21 protein-coding genes are annotated in these 21,719 nt (G+C 62.1%); 11 read left to right on the top strand and 10 right to left on the bottom strand.

All coding sequences use genetic code 11. The features are described from left to right. Nucleotides 1-120 precede the first annotated feature (120 nt). Together dnaN and recF are read left to right on the top strand one after the other, a co-directional pair. Nucleotides 121-1,239 (top strand): DNA polymerase III subunit beta, encoded by a 1,119-nt coding sequence (gene dnaN, locus Q0478_RS05715; protein WP_298677034.1) that lies wholly within the window; start codon nt 121-123, stop codon nt 1,237-1,239. A 21-nt stretch (nt 1,240-1,260) separates the two neighbouring features. Beyond that, nucleotides 1,261-2,364: a DNA replication/repair protein RecF gene (gene recF / locus Q0478_RS05710; protein ID WP_298677032.1), complete on the top strand. Its 1,104-nt coding sequence runs from the start codon at nt 1,261-1,263 to the stop codon at nt 2,362-2,364. Here recF and Q0478_RS05705 read toward each other — a convergent pair. Beyond that, nucleotides 2,344-2,616: a hypothetical protein gene (locus tag Q0478_RS05705; protein WP_298677030.1), complete on the bottom strand. Its 273-nt coding sequence runs from the start codon at nt 2,614-2,616 to the stop codon at nt 2,344-2,346. The two genes, recF and Q0478_RS05705, sit on opposite strands and share 21 nt — an antisense overlap. Nucleotides 2,617-2,830: 214 nt before the next feature. On the opposite strand from Q0478_RS05705, the gene gyrB reads away from it, so the two are divergent. Beyond that, a complete protein-coding gene (gene gyrB, locus Q0478_RS05700) occupies nt 2,831-5,248 on the top strand; it encodes a DNA topoisomerase (ATP-hydrolyzing) subunit B (RefSeq protein ID WP_298677028.1) in 2,418 nt (805 codons plus the stop codon). 61 nt (nt 5,249-5,309) lie between these two features. On the opposite strand, the gene Q0478_RS05695 is transcribed toward gyrB, so the two are convergent. Both Q0478_RS05695 and tgt read right to left on the bottom strand, forming a co-directional pair. Next, nucleotides 5,310-5,648 carry a DUF2794 domain-containing protein gene (locus Q0478_RS05695; RefSeq protein ID WP_298677026.1) on the bottom strand — a complete coding sequence of 113 codons (339 nt, stop codon included), beginning with the start codon at nt 5,646-5,648 and terminating at the stop codon, nt 5,310-5,312. A 338-nt stretch (nt 5,649-5,986) separates the two neighbouring features. Further along, nucleotides 5,987-7,117, bottom strand: coding sequence for a tRNA guanosine(34) transglycosylase Tgt (gene tgt, locus Q0478_RS05690; RefSeq protein WP_298677024.1), 1,131 nt, complete (start codon nt 7,115-7,117; stop codon nt 5,987-5,989). A 163-nt stretch (nt 7,118-7,280) separates the two neighbouring features. Here tgt and rimK point away from each other — a divergent pair, with 163 nt between their 5' ends. Together rimK and Q0478_RS05680 are read left to right on the top strand one after the other, a co-directional pair. After that, nucleotides 7,281-8,687: a 30S ribosomal protein S6--L-glutamate ligase gene (rimK, locus tag Q0478_RS05685; protein ID WP_298677023.1), complete on the top strand. Its 1,407-nt coding sequence runs from the start codon at nt 7,281-7,283 to the stop codon at nt 8,685-8,687. 72 nt (nt 8,688-8,759) lie between these two features. Beyond that, nucleotides 8,760-9,197: a cytochrome c gene (locus Q0478_RS05680; RefSeq protein ID WP_298677021.1), complete on the top strand. Its 438-nt coding sequence runs from the start codon at nt 8,760-8,762 to the stop codon at nt 9,195-9,197. Here Q0478_RS05680 and Q0478_RS05675 read toward each other — a convergent pair whose 3' ends face one another. Next, complete coding sequence (locus Q0478_RS05675; protein WP_298677019.1) at nt 9,198-9,503, bottom strand: I78 family peptidase inhibitor; 306 nt, start codon at nt 9,501-9,503, stop codon at nt 9,198-9,200. 218 nt (nt 9,504-9,721) lie between these two features. Here Q0478_RS05675 and Q0478_RS05670 point away from each other — a divergent pair, with 218 nt between their 5' ends. From Q0478_RS05670 to Q0478_RS05655, 4 genes are all read left to right on the top strand, one after another. Continuing rightward, on the top strand, nt 9,722-10,855 hold the full coding sequence (locus Q0478_RS05670) for an S-(hydroxymethyl)glutathione dehydrogenase/class III alcohol dehydrogenase (protein WP_298677018.1): 1,134 nt from the start codon (nt 9,722-9,724) through the stop codon (nt 10,853-10,855). Between the two features lie 197 nt (nt 10,856-11,052). Beyond that, on the top strand, nt 11,053-11,259 hold the full coding sequence (locus Q0478_RS05665; RefSeq protein ID WP_298677017.1) for a hypothetical protein: 207 nt from the start codon (nt 11,053-11,055) through the stop codon (nt 11,257-11,259). Nucleotides 11,260-11,303: 44 nt separating this feature from the next. After that, nucleotides 11,304-11,573, top strand: a complete 270-nt coding sequence (locus Q0478_RS05660) for a hypothetical protein (RefSeq protein WP_298677015.1) — start codon at nt 11,304-11,306, stop codon at nt 11,571-11,573. Between the two features lie 11 nt (nt 11,574-11,584). Further along, entirely contained in the window at nt 11,585-12,220 is a 636-nt protein-coding gene (locus Q0478_RS05655; RefSeq protein ID WP_298677014.1) for a DUF1523 family protein, read from the top strand. 83 nt (nt 12,221-12,303) lie between these two features. Here the strand turns inward: Q0478_RS05655 and Q0478_RS05650 are convergent, their stop codons facing one another. Beyond that, nucleotides 12,304-13,440: a citrate/2-methylcitrate synthase gene (locus tag Q0478_RS05650; protein WP_298677012.1), complete on the bottom strand. Its 1,137-nt coding sequence runs from the start codon at nt 13,438-13,440 to the stop codon at nt 12,304-12,306. A 36-nt stretch (nt 13,441-13,476) separates the two neighbouring features. Here Q0478_RS05650 and Q0478_RS05645 point away from each other — a divergent pair, with 36 nt between their 5' ends. Next, nucleotides 13,477-14,328, top strand: a complete 852-nt coding sequence (locus Q0478_RS05645; RefSeq protein ID WP_298677010.1) for a phosphate acyltransferase — start codon at nt 13,477-13,479, stop codon at nt 14,326-14,328. Between the two features lie 19 nt (nt 14,329-14,347). On the opposite strand, the gene Q0478_RS05640 is transcribed toward Q0478_RS05645, so the two are convergent. The 5 genes from Q0478_RS05640 to Q0478_RS05620 all read right to left on the bottom strand — a co-directional run bounded on the left by Q0478_RS05640 (nt 14,348) and on the right by Q0478_RS05620 (nt 20,768). Beyond that, nucleotides 14,348-15,412 carry an acetate kinase gene (locus Q0478_RS05640; protein ID WP_298677008.1) on the bottom strand — a complete coding sequence of 355 codons (1,065 nt, stop codon included), beginning with the start codon at nt 15,410-15,412 and terminating at the stop codon, nt 14,348-14,350. Continuing rightward, a complete protein-coding gene (locus tag Q0478_RS05635) occupies nt 15,412-16,362 on the bottom strand; it encodes a phosphate acyltransferase (RefSeq protein WP_298677007.1) in 951 nt (316 codons plus the stop codon). Before Q0478_RS05635 ends, Q0478_RS05640 begins: the two co-directional genes overlap by 1 nt. Nucleotides 16,363-16,434: 72 nt before the next feature. Continuing rightward, nucleotides 16,435-18,213 carry a sulfoacetaldehyde acetyltransferase gene (gene xsc / locus Q0478_RS05630; RefSeq protein WP_298677005.1) on the bottom strand — a complete coding sequence of 593 codons (1,779 nt, stop codon included), beginning with the start codon at nt 18,211-18,213 and terminating at the stop codon, nt 16,435-16,437. A 122-nt stretch (nt 18,214-18,335) separates the two neighbouring features. Then, nucleotides 18,336-19,799, bottom strand: coding sequence for a PLP-dependent aminotransferase family protein (locus tag Q0478_RS05625; RefSeq protein WP_298677003.1), 1,464 nt, complete (start codon nt 19,797-19,799; stop codon nt 18,336-18,338). A gap of 48 nt (nt 19,800-19,847) precedes the next feature. Next, complete coding sequence (locus Q0478_RS05620) at nt 19,848-20,768, bottom strand: threonine/serine dehydratase (RefSeq protein WP_298677002.1); 921 nt, start codon at nt 20,766-20,768, stop codon at nt 19,848-19,850. A 79-nt stretch (nt 20,769-20,847) separates the two neighbouring features. Between Q0478_RS05620 and Q0478_RS05615 the strand changes: the two genes are divergently transcribed. Continuing rightward, nucleotides 20,848-21,690: a TIGR00730 family Rossman fold protein gene (locus Q0478_RS05615; protein ID WP_298677000.1), complete on the top strand. Its 843-nt coding sequence runs from the start codon at nt 20,848-20,850 to the stop codon at nt 21,688-21,690. Nucleotides 21,691-21,719 lie beyond the last annotated feature (29 nt).

Below are 21,719 nucleotides of genomic sequence, written 5' to 3'. Positions count from 1 at the left end.
GGCGCGATTGGCGGCGGGTGCTTGACGGCTCGCGCTTTCCAGCAGACAACACAAGAAAGAACTTGAGTTGACAGGCGGATGGGCTACCTTGCCCATCCCGCACGCACAAAGGAGCTAGGGATGAAGTTTAGCATTGAGCGCGCTGCGCTATTGAAAGCCGTGGCACAGGCGCAGTCTGTTGTAGAGCGCCGCAATACGATCCCTATTTTGGCAAATGTCTTGATTGAAGCCCAGGACAACGACGTTCGCTTCCGCGCAACGGATCTGGATATCGAGGTCGTTGACCGCGCAGATGCGCATGTGGAACGCGCCGGCGCGACGACAGTTTCTGCCGTGATGTTGCATGAGATTGTGCGCAAATTGCCGGATGGTGCGCTGGTCACATTGACGGATGATGGGGTCTCTGGGCGTCTGACAGTTGAAGCCGGGCGCTCTAACTTCTCTTTGGCGACGCTGCCCAAAGAAGATTTCCCTGTGATGGCAAGCTCTGAATACAGCTCCAATTTCTCGGCACCGGCACCTGTTTTACGCCGATTGTTTGACAAGTCGAAATTTGCGATTTCCACCGAGGAAACCCGCTACTATCTCAATGGCGTCTACATGCATGTCTCTGATGCCGATGGCGGCAAGGTGTTGCGGTGTGTGGCCACAGATGGCCATCGCCTTGCGCGCATCGACGCCGAGTTGCCCGCCGGTGCGGCGGAAATGCCGGGCGTGATTGTGCCACGCAAAACTGTGGGGGAATTGCGCAAGCTTCTTGACGATGATGACGCCAAGATCGCCGTTTCTGTGAGTGAAACGAAAATCCGTTTTGCCACCCCTGACATTACACTCACCTCCAAGGTGATAGACGGCACATTCCCTGATTACACCCGCGTTATTCCACAGGGTAACACCCGCAAGCTTGAGGTGGATGCCGCCGAGTTTGCCAAGGCGGTTGACCGGGTTGCCACGGTTTCTTCCGAGCGCTCGCGCGCCGTCAAACTGACATTGGGCGAAGACAGATTGGTGCTCTCGGTGAACGCGCCTGACAGCGGTGCTGCCGAAGAGGAGCTGGCCGTTGCATATGGCGATGAGCATCTGGAAATAGGCTTCAATGCCAAATACTTGCTGGAAATTGCCAGTCAGGTAGACCGGGAAAACGCAGTCTTCCTGTTCAACTCGTCCGGAGACCCGACATTGATGCGCGAGGGCAATGACACCTCGGCTGTATATGTCGTGATGCCCATGCGTGTATAAGGCTGGGCGGGGGAAGCACGCATGGCTTCGCTTGCCCTAACCAAGCTCTCGCTTTCCCATTTTAGGTCTCATAAATCGGCACGCCTTGAGGTTGATGAGCGGCCTCTGGCCCTGTTTGGGGCCAATGGTGCTGGCAAGACCAATATTCTGGAGGCTGTCTCGCTGTTCTCTCCGGGGCGCGGAATGCGCCGTGCTGCGGCCAAAGAAATGGCGAAACGGCCCGAAGCCATTGGCTGGAAGTTATCAGGGCTCGTGGAGAGTGACGGGCGCAGTTACGAAGTCGAGAGCAGCTCCTCAGACGGCGCCGCCCGCGCTGTGAAAATTGATGGCAAGCCCGCCGCGCAAACAGCTTTGGGGCGGATTGTTCGCATGGTTTGGCTGATGCCGTCTATGGACCGGCTCTGGATTGAAGGGGCGGACGGGCGCAGGCGCTTTCTGGACCGTATGAGCATGAGCTTCTTTCCTGCCCATTCCGACGTGTCACTAGAGTATGAGAAGGCCATGCGCGAGCGCAACCGGCTGCTGAAAGCCGAGGTGCGCGACACGCATTGGTATGCCGCGCTTGAAGGACAGATGGCCCGGAGCGGAGCCGCCATTCATGCCAACCGGATGGCCGCGTTGGAGCGTCTGAAGGCTGCACAGGACGGTGCGCAAACAGCCTTTCCTGTAGCGGAGCTTGAGCTTGTCCAAAGTGAAGGAGAGATGCCTGAAACGGAGGCAGATCTGGCTGAGGCCCTGGCCGAAAGCCGGTTTCGCGATATGGCCGCTGGACGCGCTTTGGTTGGGCCGCATCGCTCTGATTTATATGGAGTTTTTGCGGCCAAGGCAGTGCCTGCGAAAGACTGCTCGACTGGCGAGCAAAAGGCGCTTTTGATCTCGCTTATTCTGGCGAATGCGCGGGCGCTCAAGGCTGATTTGGGCGTGCCACCGATTGTGCTACTGGACGAGGTGGCTGCACATCTGGATGCGACGCGCCGTGCTGCGCTTTATGACGAAATTTGCGCTCTCGGGGCACAGGCATGGATGACTGGCACAGGGCCTGAGCTTTTTTCGGAACTGGGGTCGCGGGCGCAACATCTTGAGGTGCGTGAGGTGGGGCAGGGTTCAGAGATCGTCCGGCTCTGAGGGTGTTGGCCACAGCCAGCTGTAGAGCCATTGGAGGGCGAGCCCGATCACGCCTGTGACAAACACGGGCTCAAACAGGCTGGCCACATAGAGATATTTCCCCTGACCCATGGTGAAGGCGAAGACGGCCACAATGGCCAGGCTGAAGAGCACCACCTCAAAGGCTGACCAAAGCCTGTCATCCTTTGGTTTGGCGGGGGTGAAGGCTCTTTCGACGGGTTTGCGGGGCTTTGCAGCGTTTTGATTGATCATGCTCAAATGCTGCTGGAGCAATATGCGCAAAAGCCGAAAGGAACGTGGCCAAATCACGGCGCTTTGCGCAGATTAAGCGCGAATTGAGACGATCCTCGCGGCTTTGACAGTGGGTTTGGCGGTGCGCGTGTCAGACAGCAAAATCTAGCGGTTGGGCGTGACAATCCCCCCTATAAATTGTATAAAATGACAAAATCGCAAAGGAAGCGTGTGAATGTCAGATAACGAGCAGAGATCCGAAGAGTATGGCGCGGATTCTATCAAAGTTCTCAAGGGGTTGGAGGCTGTTCGCAAGCGGCCCGGAATGTATATCGGCGACACCGATGATGGCTCTGGTCTGCACCATATGGTCTATGAGGTTGTCGACAACGGGATCGACGAGGCGCTCGCTGGCCATGCCGATTATGTGAATGTGAAAATTCATGCCGACTCCTCTATTTCTGTGCGCGACAACGGGCGCGGAATTCCGGTTGGAATCCACGAGGAAGAGGGTGTTTCGGCGGCCGAAGTGATCATGACGCAGCTGCACGCGGGCGGCAAATTTGACAGCAATTCTTATAAGGTGTCAGGCGGCCTCCATGGTGTGGGTGTGTCGGTTGTAAACGCGCTCTCTATCTGGCTGGAGCTGCGCGTCTGGCGCGATGGTAAGGAACACTACGCAAAGTTTGCCCATGGCGACACGGTAGAGCACCTGCGCGTTGTGGGCGACGCCAATGGCGAGACAGGCACGGAAGTGCGCTTTCTGGCCTCGACAGAGACCTTCTCCAACCTTGATTATGAGTTTGCCACGCTGGAAAAGCGGCTGCGCGAGCTGGCCTTTCTCAACAGCGGTGTGCGGATCATTCTGGAAGACGAACGCCCCGCAGAGCCCGTAAAGTCCGAACTGTTTTACGAAGGCGGCGTTAAGGAATTCGTTAAGTATCTCGACCGATCCAAGACCTCGGTGATGGATGAGCCGATCCATATCGTCGGCGAAAAGGACGATATTGGTGTTGAGGTGGCGATGTGGTGGAACGATAGCTATCACGAGACGGTTCTTCCTTTCACAAACAACATTCCGCAGCGCGACGGGGGCACGCATATGGCGGGCTTCAGGGGCGCGCTCACGCGGACGATCAACAACTATGCCCAATCATCGGGCATCGCCAAAAAAGAAAAGATTAACTTCACGGGCGATGATGCCCGCGAGGGCCTCACCTGTGTGCTCTCGGTGAAGGTTCCTGACCCGAAGTTCTCCAGCCAGACAAAGGACAAGCTGGTGAGCTCAGAAGTGCGCCCTGTGGTGGAAAGCCTGACGGGGGACAAGCTGGCCGAATGGTTTGAGGAAAACCCGGCTCAGGCCAAGATCATTGTCGGCAAAATCGTGGAAGCCGCCCACGCCCGCGAGGCGGCGCGCAAGGCGCGCGAGCTGACACGGCGCAAAACGGCGATGGATGTGAACTTTCTGGCCGGAAAGCTCAAGGATTGTTCGGAAAAAGACCCGAGCAAGACAGAGCTTTTCATCGTGGAGGGCGACTCTGCCGGTGGCTCGGCCCAGACGGGGCGCGACCGTGGCACGCAGGCCATTCTGCCGCTCAAGGGCAAGATCCTCAACGTGGAGCGCGCGCGGTTTGACCGGATGCTGGGGAGCCAGGAAATTGGCAACCTTGTGATGGCGCTGGGCACGGGGATCGGGCGCGACGAATTCAACATCGAAAAACTGCGCTACCACAAGATCGTTCTGATGACCGATGCGGACGTGGACGGCGCGCATATTCGCACGCTTTTGCTGACCTTCTTTTACCGTCAGATGCCCGAGCTGATTGATGGTGGCTATCTCTACATTGCGCAGCCGCCGCTTTACAAAGTCGGGCGGGGCAAGTCGGAGGTCTACCTCAAGGACCAGACCGCGCTGGACGACTACCTGGTGCAGCAAGGTGCTGACGGGGCGGTGCTTAAGCTTGGCAACGGCTCTGAAATGGCCGGGCAAGACCTCATCCGCGTGATCGACGAGGCGCGCCAGCTGCGGCGGGTTTTGGACGCGTTTCCAACGCATTACCCGCGTCATATCCTTGAGCAGGCGGCGATTGCAGGGGCTTTTGTGCCCGGTGCGATCGAGGGCGATTTGCAGGGTGTGGCCGACAAGGTGGCGCGGCGGTTGGACCTGATCGCGCTGGAATATGAGCGCGGTTGGCAGGGGCGGATCACGCAGGATCACGGCATCCGGCTGGCGCGGATTTTGCGCGGTGTCGAAGAGGTGCGCACGCTGGACGGGCCGATGCTGCGCTCGGGTGAGGCGCGCCGCACGGGCAGTTTGACCGAAAGCTTGCAGGAGGTTTACGGCAAGCCCGCAAGGCTGGAGCGCAAGGAGCGCAGCCAGATGATTTACGGTCCGCTGGACCTGCTCAAAGCCATTCTGGAAGAGGGCGAGCGCGGGCTGTCACTCCAGCGCTACAAGGGCCTTGGTGAGATGAACCCGAGCCAGCTTTGGGAGACCACCCTGGACCCGGATGCGCGCACGCTATTGCAGGTAAAGGTAGAGGATATTGCCGAGGCAGACGACCTTTTCACCAAGCTGATGGGCGATGTGGTTGAGCCGCGCCGCGAGTTTATCCAGCAGAATGCGCTGAGCGTGGAAAACCTAGACTTTTAAGGCGTTTACGCAGATTTAAAGAGGCCCGTTTGCAACGCGCAGGCGGGCCTTTTTGCGGCGCTCAATCGTCCACAGCGCGGATCAGTTTGCGCTCGAGCACGCGCAGAACTGTCTTGAGATCATGGCCGCGTTTGAGGATCTGCCCGTCCATGCCGATGACCGAATATTGCCCCTGTTTCAGGCGCAGTTTGGGCTGCTTTTCGATGCGGTAGAGCGGGTGCTCGGCGGTGCGGCGGAAGACGGAGAACACGGCGCAATCCTTGAGGCAGGAAATGCCGTAATCGCGCCATTCGCCAGCGGCGACCATGCGGCCGTAGAGGCCGAGGATGAGCGCCAGCTCGCTGCGGTGAAACGCGACCTGCCCGCTGACAGGAAAGGGCGTTGGGGAAGCCATATTCATGGCCCCAGCGTGGCCCTCTTTGCGCCGCGAATCAAGCCCTGCTGTGAAAGGGTTAACGGGGCCAAAAAGGGGGGGGTGATATGCGTGCACCGGGCGTGCACAAAGCGTGCACCGCCCAAACACGATTTTGGCGGGTTAACACAGCGCACGGTGCGCGGGGTGTGTGAACGAGAGGTTAAGGCCCTTGCAGAAAGGTTAACGCGACCCGTTAACGCTGCGCGCGGTGGGTTTTCGGATTGCGCTTTGCGCAATCCGACCCATGCGAGAGGGGCCAGCCCCTCTCGCGCTCTCCCCGGGATATTTGAGGAAAGAAAAAGGGGCCGGGTTGGCGCGTGGCTTTAGAGCGGGTCGATATCGCCCTGGGCGCGGGTGGCGTGGAAGTTGCGCTCGAAGCTGGCGAAGGTATCTTCGGCGATGGCTGCGCGCATTTCGGCCATGAGGGTTTGGTAGTAGTGCAGGTTGTGCCATGTGAGCAGCATGGAGGAGATGATCTCCTGGCTGCGGAAGACGTGGTGCAGGTAGGCGCGGCTGTAGTTTTTGCACGCGGGGCAGGTGCAGCTTTCATCGAGCGGGCGCGGATCGTTTTGATGGCGGGCGTTTTTGATGTTGAGCACGCCGAGGCGGGTGAATATCTGCCCTGTGCGCCCGGAGCGGGAGGGCAGCACGCAGTCCATCATGTCAATGCCGCGGGCGACGGCGCCGACGATGTCATCGGGTTTGCCCACGCCCATGAGGTAGCGCGGTTTGTTCTGCGGGAGCTGGTCGGGGGCATACTCAAGGCAGCCGAACATCGCCTCCTGCCCTTCGCCCACGGCAAGGCCGCCGACGGCGTAGCCTTCAAAGCCGATGTCTTGCAGGGCCTCGGCGGAGGCTTGGCGCAGGTCTTCTTCCAGCCCGCCTTGCTGGATGCCGAAGAGCGCGTATCCCGGGCGCGCGCCAAAGGCGTCGCGGGAGCGGCGCGCCCAGCGCATGGAGAGCTCCATCGACTTGGCGATATCGGCGCGGGAGGCGGGCAGGGCGGGGCATTCATCAAAGCACATGACAATGTCAGAGCCAAGCAGGCGCTGGATCTCCATGCTGCGCTCTGGCGAGAGCATGTGTTTGGAGCCGTCAATATGGGATTTGAAGGTCACGCCTTCTTCGGTGAGTTTGCGCAGGCCGGCCAGCGACATGACCTGAAAGCCGCCTGAATCTGTGAGGATGGGGCGCTCCCAGTTCATGAATGTGTGCAAGCCCCCGAGCGCTGCGATGCGCTCGGCCGTGGGGCGCAGCATGAGGTGGTAGGTGTTGCCGAGCAGGATATCGGCCCCTGTGGCGCGCACGCTTTCGGGCATCATCGCTTTCACCGTTGCCGCTGTGCCCACGGGCATGAAGGCGGGTGTGCGGATCTCGCCACGGGGGGTGGAGATTGTGCCGGTGCGGGCCTTGCCTGATGTGGCAGCGAGGGAGAAGGAGAAGCTTTGTGTCATCCTTTGCCTCTTGGCCTATTGTGGCGGATTTGCCAAGAGCCAAGCGGCCTGTGATCAGGGCTGGCCGTGGGCGAAAAACTGTGCGAATGGGCGCGCATTGGGCTTTGCAGCATCTTCCTGTAGGCTTGTCTTGAGCGATTTTTCATACATTGGACCGTAGCGCATGAGTATTGAGAACAGCAGTTCTGTTTTGTCGTTTGGCTGGGAGGAGTGGGTGGCTTTGCCGCAGCTGGGCTTGCCGGCGATTCAGGCCAAGGTTGATACAGGGGCGAAGACATCGGCTTTGCACGCCTATGACATCGAGGTTTTTGGCCCGGCGAGTAAGCCCAAGGTGCGGTTCATGGTGCACCCTGTGCCGGGGCGGGAGGATATTGTTTTTGCCTGTTCGGCAGAGATCAGGGACCGGCGCGAGGTGACGTCTTCCAATGGCGAGAGCGAGAACCGTTATGTGATCGAGAGTCATCTGGATGTGGCCGGGCAGAGCTGGCCGATCGAGATCACGCTCAGCAACCGGGCGACCATGAACAGCCGGATGCTGCTGGGGCGGCAGGCGCTCAAGGATCATATCACCATTGTTGCCACGGGCCGGTTTTTGCAGCCGGAGTTGAGTTATGATGTCTATCATTCCAAGCGGTTGCGGGAGGTGGCGCCGGAGCGGGCGCTGCGAATTGCGGTGTTGAGCCGGGAGGACAATTACTCCACCCGCCGGCTTGTTGAAGAGGGCGAGAAGCGGGGCCATGTTGTCGAGGTGATTGACACCACGCGCTGTTACATGGCGCTCAATGCGCTGGCGCCGGAGGTGCATTATGATGGCAAGCGGCTGGCGCGCTATGATGCGGTGATCCCGCGGATCGGCGCGTCTATCACCTCTTATGGCACCGCCGTGGTGCGCCAGTTCGAGACCATCGGGACGTTTTGTGTGAACTCCTCGCAGGGCATTACCGCGAGCCGCGACAAGCTTCATGCGCATCAGCTGATGGCGCGTCACAAGATCGGTATGCCCAACACGGCTTTTGCGGCCAGCCCCAAAGACACCAACTCGATTGTTAGCCTGGTTGGCACGGCGCCTTTGATTGTGAAGCTTCTGGAGAGCACGCAGGGCAAGGGCGTTGTCCTGGCGGAAACCAAGAAGGCGGCCGAATCGGTGATTGATGCGTTTCGCGGGCTGAAGGCCAATTTTCTGGTGCAGAATTTTGTCAAGGAAGCGGCGGGCGAGGATATCCGCTGTCTGGTGATTGGTGGCAAGGTTGTGGCCGCCATGCGCCGCACGGGAGCGGAAGGAGATTTCCGCTCCAACCTGCACAGGGGGGGCTCGGCTGTGGCGGTCAGGATCAGCAAACCCGAGCGCGAAGCGGCGTTGAAAGCGACCAAGGCTTTCGGGCTGCATATGGCGGGCGTGGATTTGCTGCGCGCCAGCGACGGGCCGAAGGTTTTGGAGGTGAACTCCTCGCCGGGGCTTGAGGGCATCGAGGCGGCGAGCGGCAAAAACATTGCCAGCACGCTTTATGAGATGATCGAGGCGCGGGTGCGCCCGGCGCCCGTGCGCAAGCGCATGAAGGCGTCTGGCTAAGGCCATCACGAGAGCTTGTCTTGATTGGTCGGGGATTTCATGCGGTAATTCGGCGTGAAAGGGAGAGTAGCTATGATGAAGTTTCTGGGAACATTTGCCTTGGCCACGGCGCTAGCCGGCGCGGGTTTGGCCCATGAAGGCGTGAAAAACGAGGCCGTGAAAGCGCGGATGATGCTGATGGACGGTGTGAAGACCGCGACAGGCGCGCTGGGCGGCATGGCCAAGGGCGATGTGGCCTTTGACGCGGCCAAAGCCGGCGCGGCGCGGCAGGCCTTGATAGATCATGCGGCAGCCATTCCGGCGGCCTTTAAGGCCCCCGAGATGGACCCGAAGTCAACCGCGCTGCCCGCGATCTGGGAAAACTGGGCCGATTTTGAAGCCAAGGCCCGGTCGATGGGCGCGGCGGCTGAAGAGCTCGACACAAGCGAGCTTGAGTGGCTGCAAGCGGGCATGGGCGCTTTGGGGGGCAGTTGTGCCGCCTGCCACAAGGCTTATCGCGTCAAGAAGTGATCAGCCGCAGCGGAACCCCGTGATCCGCTCTGAGGCGTCAATCAGCACGTTGAGGCGCGCGGGGCGGTGATCTTTTGTGATGGCGCTGTTGGGGCCGACAATGCGCACAGGGCCGGCGCTTGTATCAAACTTGACGTCCCCGATGCGCATCCCTGTCATGAAGGTGACATCTTCTGCGCCGCAGCCCGCCTTTGTGGGGTGTGTGGCCGGTGGGTATGCCGGTGCGGGCGCGTTTGTCGGGGCCATCTGGCAAGCGGAGATGAGCGCTATGACGGCAATGCTGGCTGAAAAACGGACCGGATACATCGAAGACTCCTTTAACGGGTTCTGACCGCGCGGCGGCCGGGGCAACTCTGCGCAGGGTGACAGGATTTTGCGCCCCGGTGCAGGGGAATGCGGCGGCTCTCTTCCCCCAAGGCGCTGGGCGGCCTGTGCTGCGCTTTGCAGCCGGGCGGAGCTGTCTTTGGCTTGCATAAGCGGGCCGTTTGCCGCAGGCTCCACCGGGAAAAACGGGAGAGAAAGCAATGCGAACACGGGCAGCAGTGGCGCTGGCAGCGGGCCAGCCTCTGGAGATCATGGACGTCGAACTGGAGGGCCCCAAGGCGGGCGAGGTTCTGATTGAGATCAAGGCCACAGGCGTGTGCCACACCGATGAGTTTACCCGCTCGGGCGACGACCCTGAGGGGCTGTTCCCCAGTATTCTGGGCCATGAAGGCGCTGGGGTTGTTCTGGAAGTGGGCGAGGGAGTGACCACGCTCGCGCCGGGGGATCATGTGATCCCGCTTTACACGCCTGAATGTCGCGAATGCCACGCCTGCCTGAGCGGCAAGACGAACCTGTGCACCGCCATTCGCGGCACGCAGGGGCAGGGCCTGATGCCGGATGGGACCACCCGTTTCAAGATGCTCGATGGCACGCCGATTTATCACTACATGGGCTGTTCGACCTTTGCCAACCACACGGTCATGCCCGAGATTGCCCTCGCCAAGGTGCGCAAGGATGCGCCGTTTGAGAGCATTTGCTATATCGGCTGCGGTGTGACCACGGGCATTGGCGCGGTGATCAACACGGCGGGGGTTGAGATCGGCTCCACGGCGGCTGTTTTCGGCCTTGGGGGTATTGGTCTCAATGTCATTCAGGGCCTGCGCATGGCGGGGGCCGACAAGATCATCGGTGTGGACCTCAATGACGACAAGGCGGAGATGGCGCGCAAATTCGGCATGACCGATTTTGTGAACCCAGGCAAGCTTTCGGGCCAGTCTGTGACTGAGAAGATCATCGAGCTGACCAAGACCGAGCAGGACGCTTTCGGCGGGGTGGATTACAGCTTTGATGCCACGGGCAATGTGCAGGTGATGCGCGATGCGCTGGAATGCAGCCACCGTGGCTGGGGTGTTTCGGTGATCATCGGTGTGGCCCCTGCGGGGGCGGAGATCAGCACGCGCCCCTTCCAGCTTGTCACCGGCCGCGTCTGGAAAGGCACCGCCTTTGGCGGCGCGAAAGGGCGCACGGATGTGCCCAAGATCGTGGATTGGTATATGGATGGGAAGGTCGAGATTGACAGCATGATCACCCATAAGATGGGGCTGGACGACATCAACAAAGCCTTTGATCTCATGCATTCCGGAGAGAGTATCCGCAGCGTTGTGGTCTACTAGCCCGGGTTGGCCCGCGCCTTGCCCTGATGTTTGACGGGCATGGGGGCGGCGGAGAGCCCGCAGGGCCATTTGCAACCGGGACAGGCGAAACCGGGCAAGGCCCGTTGCGGTTTTGCTTTTCTTTTGCGGGGGTTTTTGCAACACTCTTGCGGGGGCAGGCGGTGGCCTGATCCATGGGAGTGCGCGGAGGGGCAGCTATGACGCTGAGACAACTGGTTGTGTTCACGGTCGCGCTTTGTGTCGCCTTCGCAACGGTTTTGAGCCTTGGGGATCTGTTCGGCTTTGACGCCTGGGCGCGGTTTGATGCGTTGGGCCTGTCGGCTTTGCCGGTGGGCATTGGGCTCTTGCTGTTTTCGGCTGTGGGGGGGCTTGCCTATCTTTTGGACAGGCGCAAGGATGACTGAAACCTTTGAAAACACCGCATTGGCGCGGCTGAGGGCTTAACGACGTGCAGTTTGTCAGGTTTGGGGTTGTTGCGGGTCTTTTGCTCAGTCTGGTCTATCTGCTTTTGTCGCTTTACCTGCGGTCTTTGCGGCGCGAGCGCCTTGAAAACGACTGGGCCGGGCTTGACGCCGCTGCGCAGGCGCAAACAGAGCGGGACGCATATGTGGCCGCGGGACTGCGCCGTTATGAGCGCGGGCTCTGGCGCTGGCTGCTCTTGCTGGTTTATGTGTTGCCCGGCCTGGCGCTGGCCTGGCTGGTTTATGTGGTCAATTGAGAGGAGCTGTCATGCGCAATTTGAAACGGGTCTTGCGGGGCTGTGTGCTTTTGCTTGCGGGGCTCTATCTGCATTACACCCTGCCGCAGCACGACATTGCCAAGGTGACGGGGGTTTCGGACCGTCTTGAGCGGCTGTCTTGGGTGCAAAAGCCGTTTTTCAACCAGGGCGATCTGGGCGCGGCAGAGGGCGAGATGCGCGATTTGCGTTTGATCAACTCAGTGCGGGTGAACAGCTGGTTCTTCGGTCTTTGGCGGGGCGGTGAGCAGGTGATGGTTTACCGCAATGAGGATACGGGGGTGTATCCGCCTTATTTCAAGTTTGACAGTTCTGATCTGGAGGCCGAGGCCACGGCCCTGGCCGGCAAGGAGCAATGGGTTTCCATCACCCACTATGGTTGGCGCCTGCGGTTTTTGTCGATCTATCCCAATGCGGTTTCGATCACGCCTGTGAGCGGGCCGGAGCACCGGGTTTTCCCCTGGTTCAACTTGTTTTTCTTCGGGTTTCTGCTTGTGGCGGGTGTCACTTTGCGGGCCATGTGGCGCCAGTTTCTGGAGCGGATGGTTGATCCGGCGATGGAGAGTCTGGAAGACGGCTATGACCGCCGCAAGAGCAGGATCCAGAAGTGGATTGACCGCTGGCGTTGAGTGGTTTGCCAGCGGTTTGAGATGAGTATTTTTGCCAAGAAAAAGCCAGGGGTGAGTGGCGTTCTGCGCGCGCCGGGCAGGGGTTAGGCGCGGTCTGAGAGGCTGCGGTAGGGGCGCATTTTGGGGCCGTTGTAAAGGGTGAGCGGGCGGATGAGGATGTTGCTGCGTTGCTGCTCGACACATTGGATGATCCAGCCGGGCATCCGGCCGATGGCGAAGATCGGCACATAGAGGTCCATGGGAATGCCGTGGAGCTGGTAGATGACGCCGGAGTAGAAATCGACGTTCACGTTGAGGCCATGGCGGGCATAGGGCTGCATGGCCTCGACGACGGCTTGCAGGATTTCATACCATTCCGGCGCGCCCATTTCCGCGCCGAGCTGGCGCACCCCGTCGCGCATGTGGCGCGCGCGCGGATCTTCGGCGCGATAGACGCGGTGGCCAAAGCCTGTGACGGCCTCGCGGGCGGCGCGTTTGGCTTTGACATAGGCGGCGGCCTTGTCGGGTGTGCCGATCTCGTGGACCATTTTCATGACATCTTCGGCGGCTCCCCCATGGGCCGGGCCGGCGAGGGTGGCCAGGGCGGTGACCATTGCGCCGTGCAGGTTGGCTTCTGTGCCGACGGTCACACGGGCGGCGAAGGCCGAGGCATTGGCGCCATGTTCGGCGTGGAGGATGAAATCGACATCCGCCAGCCGGGCCGCGGCTTCGGAGGGCACGGTGCCTTTGAGCATGTAGAGCCAGTTTGCGGCATGGCTCAGGGCGGGATCGGGCGCGACGGGGGCGCGGTTGTTGCGGATGTTTTCATGGGCGGCGATGATCATCGGCACCTGGGCGGTGAGGCGGATGCCGTTTTCGATGAAGGCGTCCTCACCGACAGATTGGCTGGCCGGCTCCAGGGCTGCCAGCGCCGAGACGGCGGTGCGCAGGACATCCATCGGGTGGCCCTGAGCGGTGCTGCGAATGATGTCATAGACCGCCGGGGGCAGCTGGCGCGCGGCTTTGAGGCGGGCGTCAAACTCTGCCAGCTCCGCAGCGGTGGGCAGCTCGCCGAAGATCAGCAGGTAGCAGACTTCCTCAAAGGTGGATTGCGTGGCGAGGTCGTGGATCGAGTAGCCGCGATAGCTGAGTTCGCCCTTGGCCCCATCGATATGGCTGACGCCGGAGCGCTCGAAATAGATGCCTTTGAGGCCACGGTTGATCTTGACGTCTGTGCTCATAGCTGGCTCCTTTGGTTCCTGTATACGGAGGCATACATGAAATTTTTAGAAAAAATATATGCCGCGGCGCAGGCGCGCCCACGGCGGATTGTTTTTCCCGAGGCGGGAGATGCACGGGTGGCCGAGGCCATGGTGCAGCTCAAGGCCCGAGGGCTATGCGAGCCTGTGCCTCTGGCCGAGGTGAGCGCGGCGCAGGTTGCGGCGCTTGTTGCCCAACGGGGCCTGAAAGAGGCGATGGCGCGGCGCTTGTTGGCCAAGCCCTTATACCGCGCTGCGGCCATGGTTGCCGCAGGCGAGGCGGAGGCCATGGTGGCTGGTGCAGACAGCCCCACCCGGCGGGTGATTGAGGCGGCATCTATGGCAATAGGCCCAGCGGCGGGCGTCAAGACGGCCTCGTCTTTCTTTGTGATGCTCTTTGCGGACGGGCGCGAGATGATCTTTGCGGATTGCGCTGTGAATGTGGCCCCCTCGGCGGAAGAGCTGGCAGATATCGCGCGGGCCTCGGCGGCTTCAGCCGGGGCGCTTTTGGGGCGGTCCGAGCTGGCCATGCTGTCTTTTTCCACGGGCACGAGCGGTGCTGGTGAGAGCGTGGAGCGGGTGCGCCGCGCCGCAGACCTGGCCGGGGTGTTGGGCCCCGTGCAGGCGGACGCGGCGCTGAATGCGGCGATTGCCGCGAAGAAGGGGCTGGGCGCCGGCGCGGCCAATGTGCTGATCTTCCCGGATCTGGATGCGGGCAACATAGCATATAAGCTGTGCCAAGAGCTGGCCGGGGCGCAGGCTTTGGGGCCCTTTTTGCAGGGGTTTGCGCGGCCTGTCTGCGACTTGAGCCGTGGGGCGAGCGTGGCGGATATCGTGGCGGCAACGGCTGTCACGTCGGCCATGAGTTGAGGGGGGTGTTGAGGCGCGCTCATGGGCGGGCCATCAGGGTGTCTGCGTCCTGAGCGATCTGGCGTTCTTCGTCGGCGGGGACAACGTGCACGGGTTTTTCGCCAAGCCACGCCAGCCCTTGCATGATGCGCTCGCGGATGGGCGCCGAGTTCTCGCCGATGCCGCCTGTGAAGGCGATGGCATCGACACCTTCGAGCGCCGCGATGAGGCTACCGGCCTGACGCACCACGGAATAGACGAAATGACTGACGGCGAAGGCCGCCTCTGGCGCAGGGTCGGCCAGCAGAGCGCGCATATCGGCTGTTGTGCCCGACAGGCCGAGGAGGCCGCTTTCCTTGTTGAGCAGGGTTGTGGCAGCATCCAGCCCGTGATCCTGGAGGAGGCGGAGAACGGCCATGCCATCAATATCGCCCGTGCGGGTGGCCATTGTGGGGCCGGAGAGCGGCGAATAGCCCATCGATGTGGCGATGGAGCGGCCATCTTTTATGGCGCAGAGACTGACGCCTGCGCCAAGGTGCATGGCCAGAAGCCGCGGCGGCAGACCGGCCCCGAGCTGGCGGACCATGCCTGCGTAGCTGAGGCCGTGGAAGCCGTAGCGGCGGATGCCCTTGTCGCGCTCTGCCTTTGGCAGGGCGTAGGCGGTGGCAACCTCGGGCTGGGTGGCGTGAAAGGCGGTGTCAAAGCTGGCGAACTGGGGCAGGTGCGGCAGGCGCTCGGCCACGGCGGCAATGCCCGCGAGCGCGGGCGGGTTGTGCAGGGGCGCGAGCGGGACCATGGCCTCGATCTGGGCGAGGGTTTCGGCTGTGATGGCGATGGGAGCCGTGAGGGTTTGGCCGCCGTGGACAACGCGGTGGGCCGCGCCTGTGATTTCGCTCAGGGCGATGCCATGGGCGGGGAGGCCCGCGAGCAGACAATCGAGCGCTGCGCTGTGGTTTTGGGTGGTGACGTCTTCTCGGGTGTCGCCCAGTGCCATGCGGCCCGCGCCGCCAACGCCGGACACATTGCCTTCGATGAGAAGCTCGAGCGCTGTGTTGAAGACGGCGAGCTTGATCGAGGAGGAGCCGGTGTTGAGGACGAGGAGCATCAGCTTTGGCCTTGTTTGGCTTGGTGGGCGGCAATCATGCCGAGGGCGGCAGAGGCGAGGCGTGCGGCGGCTTCTTGTGAGCGGGAGGTGAGCAGGATCGGCACGCGCGCGCCGACAACGAGGCCGCCCGCGCAGCAGCCCATGCCCAGCACCATCAACTTGAAGAGCGCGTTGCCTGTGGTGATGTTGGGGGTGACGATGATGTCGGCATCGCCAGCCACGGGGCTTGTGTAGCCTTTCACCTCGGCGGCTTTCTTGGACAGGATGAGGTCCATCGCGATGGGGCCTGCGACATCGGCTTGGGGCAGGTTGGCTTCTGCCCACGCGGCGATGGCGGCACTTTCCATTGTGTTGGTGATTTGGGGTGTTGCGTCTTCCGAGGGCGCCAGAAGAGCGGCTTTGGGGCGGGCTATCCCCAGCGTCTGCGCGAGGGAGACCGCGTGAGACAGGCAGGCCTGACGGGTCTCAATGCTGGGGTCGACGTTCAGGGCGGCATCGGTGAGCAGGAGGGGGCGGTCACTGCCCGGGGCTGTGATGTGGAAAACATGGCCGCAGCGTGTGCCAGCGGCGCGCAGGCCAGCGGCGGAGGGCAGCAAGCCTTTGAGAAAGGTCGAGGTGTGAACCTGTCCTTTCATGATTGTATTGACCTCGCCTCTGCGCGCCAGCTCGGCGGCCTTGACGCTCGCTTCGGCATGGGGGGCGTGGATCAGGCGCAGGGCGGAGATGTCATAGCCGATCTCGCTGGCGGCGGCGCGGATCTTGGCCTCGTCGCCGATGAGGACGGGCTCGGCCAGCCCCGCCTCGGCGGCTTCGCGAATACCCAGAAGGGGCGTGACTGCGCCTGCGTTGACAAGGGCCACGCGGGGCACGGGCAGGGCGCGCGCCTGTGCAAGAAGGCGCGCGGGCGCGTGGGGCGTGGCCTTGGAAAGGAAAGGGTAACGCTCTGTCATGATGTGCCTTTCTTGGATGTGTCCGCCGCAGTATGGGGCGAACACATCACAAGTATGTGGCGCAATCTACCGCTATCCGGCCTTTTGCGGCACCATATCAGCAGCGGAGATTCCAGCCACGGGGACCGGCTTTTTCATCGCGTCGCGGCGGAAGGGCTCACCCAGCTCCTGGTTGATCATGGCCTCGATCAGGGTTGTGATCCCTTTTTTCTGATCTTCACAGGCCTGTGCGAGGGCGGCTGTCAGCTCTTCCTGGGTGTGGGCGACAACGCCTTTGAGGCCGCAAGCCGAGGCGATTCCGGCATAGCTGACCTGGGTGTCGAGCTCGGTGCCGACGAAGTTGTCATCAAACCAGAGTGTGGAGTTGCGCTTTTCCGCGCCCCATTGGTAGTTGCGGAAGACCACCTGCGTGACGGCGGGCCATTCCCCACGGCCAATGGCTGTCAGCTCGTTGACGGCGATCCCGAAGGCGCCATCGCCGGAGAAGCCCACCACGGGCACATCCGGGCAGCCTATCTTGGCGCCGACAACCGCGGGCAGGCCGTAGCCGCAAGGGCCGAAGAGGCCGGGTGCGAGATATTTGCGGCCCTCGTTGAAGCTTGGGTAGGCGTTGCCGATGGCGCAATTGTTGCCGATGTCGGAGCTGATGATCGCGTCGGCCGGAAGGGCAGACTGGATCGCGCGCCAGGCCATGCGGGGGCTCATCCAGTCGGGTTTGTCAGAGCGGGCGCGCTCGTTCCAGTTGGTGCCGGGATCGTCGTCTTCGTGGTCCATGCTGGAGAGTTGCTGCGCCCAGCGGGATTTTGTCTCGGCGATTTTGTCACGCCGCGCCGCGCGGCCTTCATCGCCGGCTGTGTCGGACAGTTTGTCGAGGATGCCCTGCGCAACCATGGCGGCGTCTCCGACGATGCCGACAGTGACCTTCTTGGTGAGGCCGATCCGGTCGGGGTTGATATCGACCTGGATGATCTTGGCCTCTGCGGGCCAGTATTCCATCCCGTAGCCCGGCAGGGTGGAGAAGGGGTTGAGCCGCGTGCCAAGGCACAGCACCACATCGGCGTCCTTGATCAGCTCCATGCCGGCCTTAGAGCCGTTGTAGCCCAAGGGGCCTGCAAAGAGCGGGTGGCTGCCGGGGAAGGCGTCATTGTGCTGATAGCCGACACAGACCGGCGCATCGAGGCGCTCGGCCAGCGCTTGGGAGGCGGCGATCCCGCCATGGGAGAGCACGACACCTGCGCCGTTGAGGATCACCGGGTTCTTGGCTGCGCTGAGCAGCGCTGCGGCCTCGGCAACAGAGTTTGTGCCGCCGGGGGAGCGCTCGAATTCGATCGGATCGGCAATTTCGGTGTCAATCACCTGTGTCCAGAAGTCACGCGGGATATTGATCTGGGCCGGGCCGGAGAGGCGCTTGGCCTGTGAGATCACGCGGGTGAGCACCTCGACCACGCGAGAAGGATCCCGGACCTCTTCCTGATAGGCGACCATATCTTCAAAGAGCTTCATCTGCTCGACTTCCTGAAAGCCGCCCTGGCCGATTGTCTTGTTGGCGGCTTGGGGGGTAACCAGCAGTAGCGGAGTGTGGTTCCAATAGGCGGTTTTCACGGCGGTGACGAAATTGGTGATGCCGGGACCGTTCTGGGCGATCATCATGGACACCTTGCCGGTGGCGCGGGTGTAGCCGTCGCTCATCATGCCGGCGGAGCCTTCATGTGCACAATCCCAGAAGGTGATGCCCGCTTTGGGAAAAAGGTCGGAGATAGGCATCATGGCCGAACCGATAATGCCAAAGGCATGTTGGATGCCGTGGCGCTGTAGAACCTTCACAAAGGCTTCTTCTGTGGTCATTTTCATCTGCATTTTCTCCGAAAGACTTGCTGGATTGGCCGGGAATCAGGCTGCGGGTGCAGGCTGAGGCTTCAGGTTGAAATTACGGGCGGTGGGCGGCGGGGGTTAGGGCCAGCTTGCTGACGCGCTTAAGGCCAGTTGCGGAGGGTCTGGGCTATGATCTGCACCCCGTCTGGTATTTTTGAAGCCGGGATGGAGCTGTAGCCGAGGCGGTAGAGATTTTGCGGTGCATGGGTGCTGTCAAAAAAGGGTGCGCCCGGTTCTATCAGCACCGAGCGGGCCTGAAGGGCTTCGGCCAGCGCGACCGTATCTACCCCCTCGGGCGCGCGCATCCAGAAGGCGGAGCCGCCCGAGCCGCTCTTGCCGGCCAGGTGCAGCCCATGCAGCGCCATGGCCTCGCTCATGACCCGGCGGCGCTCGGCCAGAACGCCTGACATGCGCCGGATGAGAGCGTCGTAATGGCCCAGCCGCAAGAAATAGGCCGCGGTGCGCTGGATGTGGCCGGGCACATGGCGCAGGACCGAGGCGCGCAGCGCGCGGGCCTCGCGGATGAAGGGCCGCGAGCCGACAAGATAGCCCAGCCGCAGCCCCGGAAAGAGCGATTTGGAGAAACTGCCCACATAGACCACGCGGCCATCGCCATCGAGCGATTTGAGCGCCGGCGAGGGGGCGCCATCAAAGGACATTTCAAACTCGTAATCATCTTCCACGATCACTGCCCCCACCGCGCGCGCCTTTTCGAGCAGGGCACGGCGACGGGCCAAGGGCATGGTGGAGGTTGTGGGGCACTGGTGGCTCGGGGTGGTGAAGATGACATCGGTTTCGGCAGGGATGTCGGCGGGTATCAAGCCGTCATCATCAACGCCCACAGGGGCAATATGGCAGCGGGATTGGCTGAGGATATTGCGCAGGGAAGGGTAGCAAGGTTCTTCCACGGCGGCGGTGCGGCGCTGGGTGAGCAAAACTTGCGTGGCCAGCCAGAGCGCGTTTTGAGCGCCCATTGTCACCAGAATTTCCTCTGGCTCTGCGAGGATTCCCCGGCGCGGCAGGGTGTGGCGGGCGATGAATTCGATCAGCTCCGGGTCATCCTGATCGTAATAATCCGAGGTCAGCGGCTCGAAGTCTTTCTGACCCAGAGCTTGCAGAGCGCAGAGCCGCCAGTTGGCGTGGTCAAACAAGGTCGGGTCGGTTTGGCCATAGATGAAGGGAAAGCGAAAGCGCGCCCAGTCACGCGGTTTGACATGGGGCGTGCCACCGGAAAACCGCTGGCCTATGGCGCGCGACCAATCCAGCGCATCTTGCGGCTCCGGACGGGGCGGGAAGCTGGGGGGCTCTGGCGCATTCTCGGAGACGAAATAGCCAGAGCGCCCGCGCGAGCTGAGGTAGTCGTTGGCCAGAAGCTCGGTATAGGCGAGGGTGACGGTGATCCGGGAGACGCGCAGGTGTTGCGCAAGCCTGCGGGTGGAGGGGAGTTTCTCGCCCTTGCGCAGCCGACCCGAGAGAATGCCCTCAGCGACCATCTGCTGGATCTGGGCTTGGAGCGTTCCCTGAGCGTCAGGGTTGAGAAAGAAGGTTTCAACTGAAATCGCCATGGCCCTCAGCTTAGGCTGGACTGAAGCGGGTTGCAATCTGGACTTACGTTAGCCGAGCGGGTCGGGCGCGATGTTTGCGCCGCAGAGCAGCACGGCCACCCGCTCGCCCGCGCTGGGCCGGTAGGCGCCGCACATCAGCGCCGCGAGGGCTGTGGCCCCTGCGGGCTCCACCAGCAGGCGGCGCTCTTGCCAGAGCGCTTTTTGCGCAGCTGTGATGGTGGCGTCGGGCACAAGCACGCTGTGCACCCTGTGCTGGCAGGCGAGATCATAGCAGATCTGGCCGATCTTGCGCGCGCCAAGCGCATTGGCGGCGACGCCTGAGACCTGCACATCACAGGGGCCGCCTTGGGCCAGGGCCGCCTGGAGCGCGCAGGAGGTTTCAGGCTCGACGGCCACCACCTTGCGCGCGCCTGCGAGCCAGCCGAGCGCGCCAGCGATCAGCCCGCCTCCGCCCACGGCGATGAGCACGGTATCGGCCATGAGGCCCTGCGCCTCCCATTCGGCCATGCAGCTGCCCTGCCCCGCCACCGTGGCGGGGGCATCATAGGCGTGGATCTGCATGGCGCCCGAGGTGGCTTCATATTCGGCGGCGGCCTCGGCGGCGTTGGCGTATTCGCCTTGCACCACGGTGAGCTGGGCGCCTGTACGCTCGATGAGGGCGATTTTGGCGGGGCCGGCCATGTCGGGCACGAAAATATGCGCCCTATGGCCGAGCCTCTGCGCGGCATAGGCCACGGCAGCGCCGTGATTGCCACCTGAAGCGGCGACGAGACCGGCCTTGGGCACGGGGCCAGAGAGCAGCGTGTTGAACGCGCCGCGCGCCTTGAAGCTGCCCGTATGTTGGAGCTGCTCCAGTTTGAGCTCGACGGGAAAGGGCAGGCCGAAGCCCTGCACCTGCATCACGGGGGTGGTCTGGATATAGGGCGCGATGCGCGCGGCGGCGGCGCTGATCTGTGGTTTCCACTGCATGGGCTCGCGTCTCCGTCACTGGCCATTGAGCGCCAAAGCCTATAGGGCTTGGCCAGAGGTTCAAGTAGGGAATGAGTGCATGACTGATGACAGCAAGAGACGGTTTCGGGACGCCCACACCGACCGCGACACCGCCGAGCAGATACCCGATACGCCGCAAACCCGCGCGCCGGCCTATCGGCTGGCGTTTGCGGATGAGGATTTTCTGTGCCGTGACGAGCTGCGCCCCGTGCGGCTGCAACTGGAGCTGCTCAAACCGGAAATGATGCTCAACGAAAAGGGAATCGAGAGCACCATCGTTCTGTTTGGCGGGGCGCGGATTCCGGAGCCTGCGCAGAAAGACAGGGCGCGCACCGGCACGCTGGCGGAGCTGAGCCGCTTTTACGAGGAGGCACGCACGTTTGCGCGGCTGATGACGGAAAAGTCGATGCAGAGTTACGGGCGCGAAAACGTGATCGTGACCGGTGGTGGCCCCGGTGTGATGGAGGCGGGCAACCGTGGCGCAATGGACGCGGGCGGACACTCGATCGGCCTCAATATCGTGCTGCCGCACGAGCAGGCGCCGAACGCATATGTGACGCCGGGGCTGTGCTTTAATTTCCACTATTTCGCCATTCGCAAGATGCACTTTTTGATGCGCGCGAATGCGGTCTGTGTGTTTCCCGGTGGGTTCGGGACACTGGATGAGATGTTTGAATCGCTCACGCTCATCCAGACCGGGCGGATGAAGCGGATTCCTTTCCTGCTGTTTGGGCGCGCCTTCTGGGAGAAGATTGTCAACTGGGAGGCGCTGGCGGAGGCCGGGACGATCTCGCCCGAGGACCTCGACCTGTTCCGGTTTGTGGAGACAGCGCAAGAGGCGGTGGAGCTTATCGAAAATTGGGCCCCTGCGGCCGCGCGGGACGATATTCCGGGGCGGTGACAGAGGCTTTGCGCCGTGCCTGACGGCAC

It is taken from the genome of uncultured Lentibacter sp. (assembly GCF_937123735.1).
Classification (GTDB): Bacteria; Pseudomonadota; Alphaproteobacteria; order Rhodobacterales; family Rhodobacteraceae; genus Lentibacter.
The sequence above is the reverse complement of the archived record's forward strand: the minus strand, read 5'-3'. Positions and strand labels throughout refer to the sequence as shown.

Excerpts from the sequence above, each read along its gene's own strand:
- dnaN (WP_298677034.1), top strand. The coding sequence starts at position 121 with ATGAAGTTTAGCATTGAGCGCGCTGCGCTATTGAAAGCCGTGGCACAG.
- recF (WP_298677032.1), top strand. The coding sequence starts at position 1,261 with ATGGCTTCGCTTGCCCTAACCAAGCTCTCGCTTTCCCATTTTAGGTCT.
- Q0478_RS05705 (WP_298677030.1), bottom strand. The coding sequence starts at position 2,616 with ATGATCAATCAAAACGCTGCAAAGCCCCGCAAACCCGTCGAAAGAGCC.
- gyrB (WP_298677028.1), top strand. The coding sequence starts at position 2,831 with ATGTCAGATAACGAGCAGAGATCCGAAGAGTATGGCGCGGATTCTATC.
- Q0478_RS05695 (WP_298677026.1), bottom strand. The coding sequence starts at position 5,648 with ATGAATATGGCTTCCCCAACGCCCTTTCCTGTCAGCGGGCAGGTCGCG.
- tgt (WP_298677024.1), bottom strand. The coding sequence starts at position 7,117 with ATGACACAAAGCTTCTCCTTCTCCCTCGCTGCCACATCAGGCAAGGCC.
- rimK (WP_298677023.1), top strand. The coding sequence starts at position 7,281 with ATGAGTATTGAGAACAGCAGTTCTGTTTTGTCGTTTGGCTGGGAGGAG.
- Q0478_RS05680 (WP_298677021.1), top strand. The coding sequence starts at position 8,760 with ATGATGAAGTTTCTGGGAACATTTGCCTTGGCCACGGCGCTAGCCGGC.
- Q0478_RS05675 (WP_298677019.1), bottom strand. The coding sequence starts at position 9,503 with ATGTATCCGGTCCGTTTTTCAGCCAGCATTGCCGTCATAGCGCTCATC.
- Q0478_RS05670 (WP_298677018.1), top strand. The coding sequence starts at position 9,722 with ATGCGAACACGGGCAGCAGTGGCGCTGGCAGCGGGCCAGCCTCTGGAG.
- Q0478_RS05665 (WP_298677017.1), top strand. The coding sequence starts at position 11,053 with ATGACGCTGAGACAACTGGTTGTGTTCACGGTCGCGCTTTGTGTCGCC.
- Q0478_RS05655 (WP_298677014.1), top strand. The coding sequence starts at position 11,585 with ATGCGCAATTTGAAACGGGTCTTGCGGGGCTGTGTGCTTTTGCTTGCG.
- Q0478_RS05650 (WP_298677012.1), bottom strand. The coding sequence starts at position 13,440 with ATGAGCACAGACGTCAAGATCAACCGTGGCCTCAAAGGCATCTATTTC.
- Q0478_RS05645 (WP_298677010.1), top strand. The coding sequence starts at position 13,477 with ATGAAATTTTTAGAAAAAATATATGCCGCGGCGCAGGCGCGCCCACGG.
- Q0478_RS05640 (WP_298677008.1), bottom strand. The coding sequence starts at position 15,412 with ATGCTCCTCGTCCTCAACACCGGCTCCTCCTCGATCAAGCTCGCCGTC.
- Q0478_RS05635 (WP_298677007.1), bottom strand. The coding sequence starts at position 16,362 with ATGACAGAGCGTTACCCTTTCCTTTCCAAGGCCACGCCCCACGCGCCC.
- xsc (WP_298677005.1), bottom strand. The coding sequence starts at position 18,213 with ATGAAAATGACCACAGAAGAAGCCTTTGTGAAGGTTCTACAGCGCCAC.
- Q0478_RS05625 (WP_298677003.1), bottom strand. The coding sequence starts at position 19,799 with ATGGCGATTTCAGTTGAAACCTTCTTTCTCAACCCTGACGCTCAGGGA.
- Q0478_RS05620 (WP_298677002.1), bottom strand. The coding sequence starts at position 20,768 with ATGCAGTGGAAACCACAGATCAGCGCCGCCGCCGCGCGCATCGCGCCC.
- Q0478_RS05615 (WP_298677000.1), top strand. The coding sequence starts at position 20,848 with ATGACTGATGACAGCAAGAGACGGTTTCGGGACGCCCACACCGACCGC.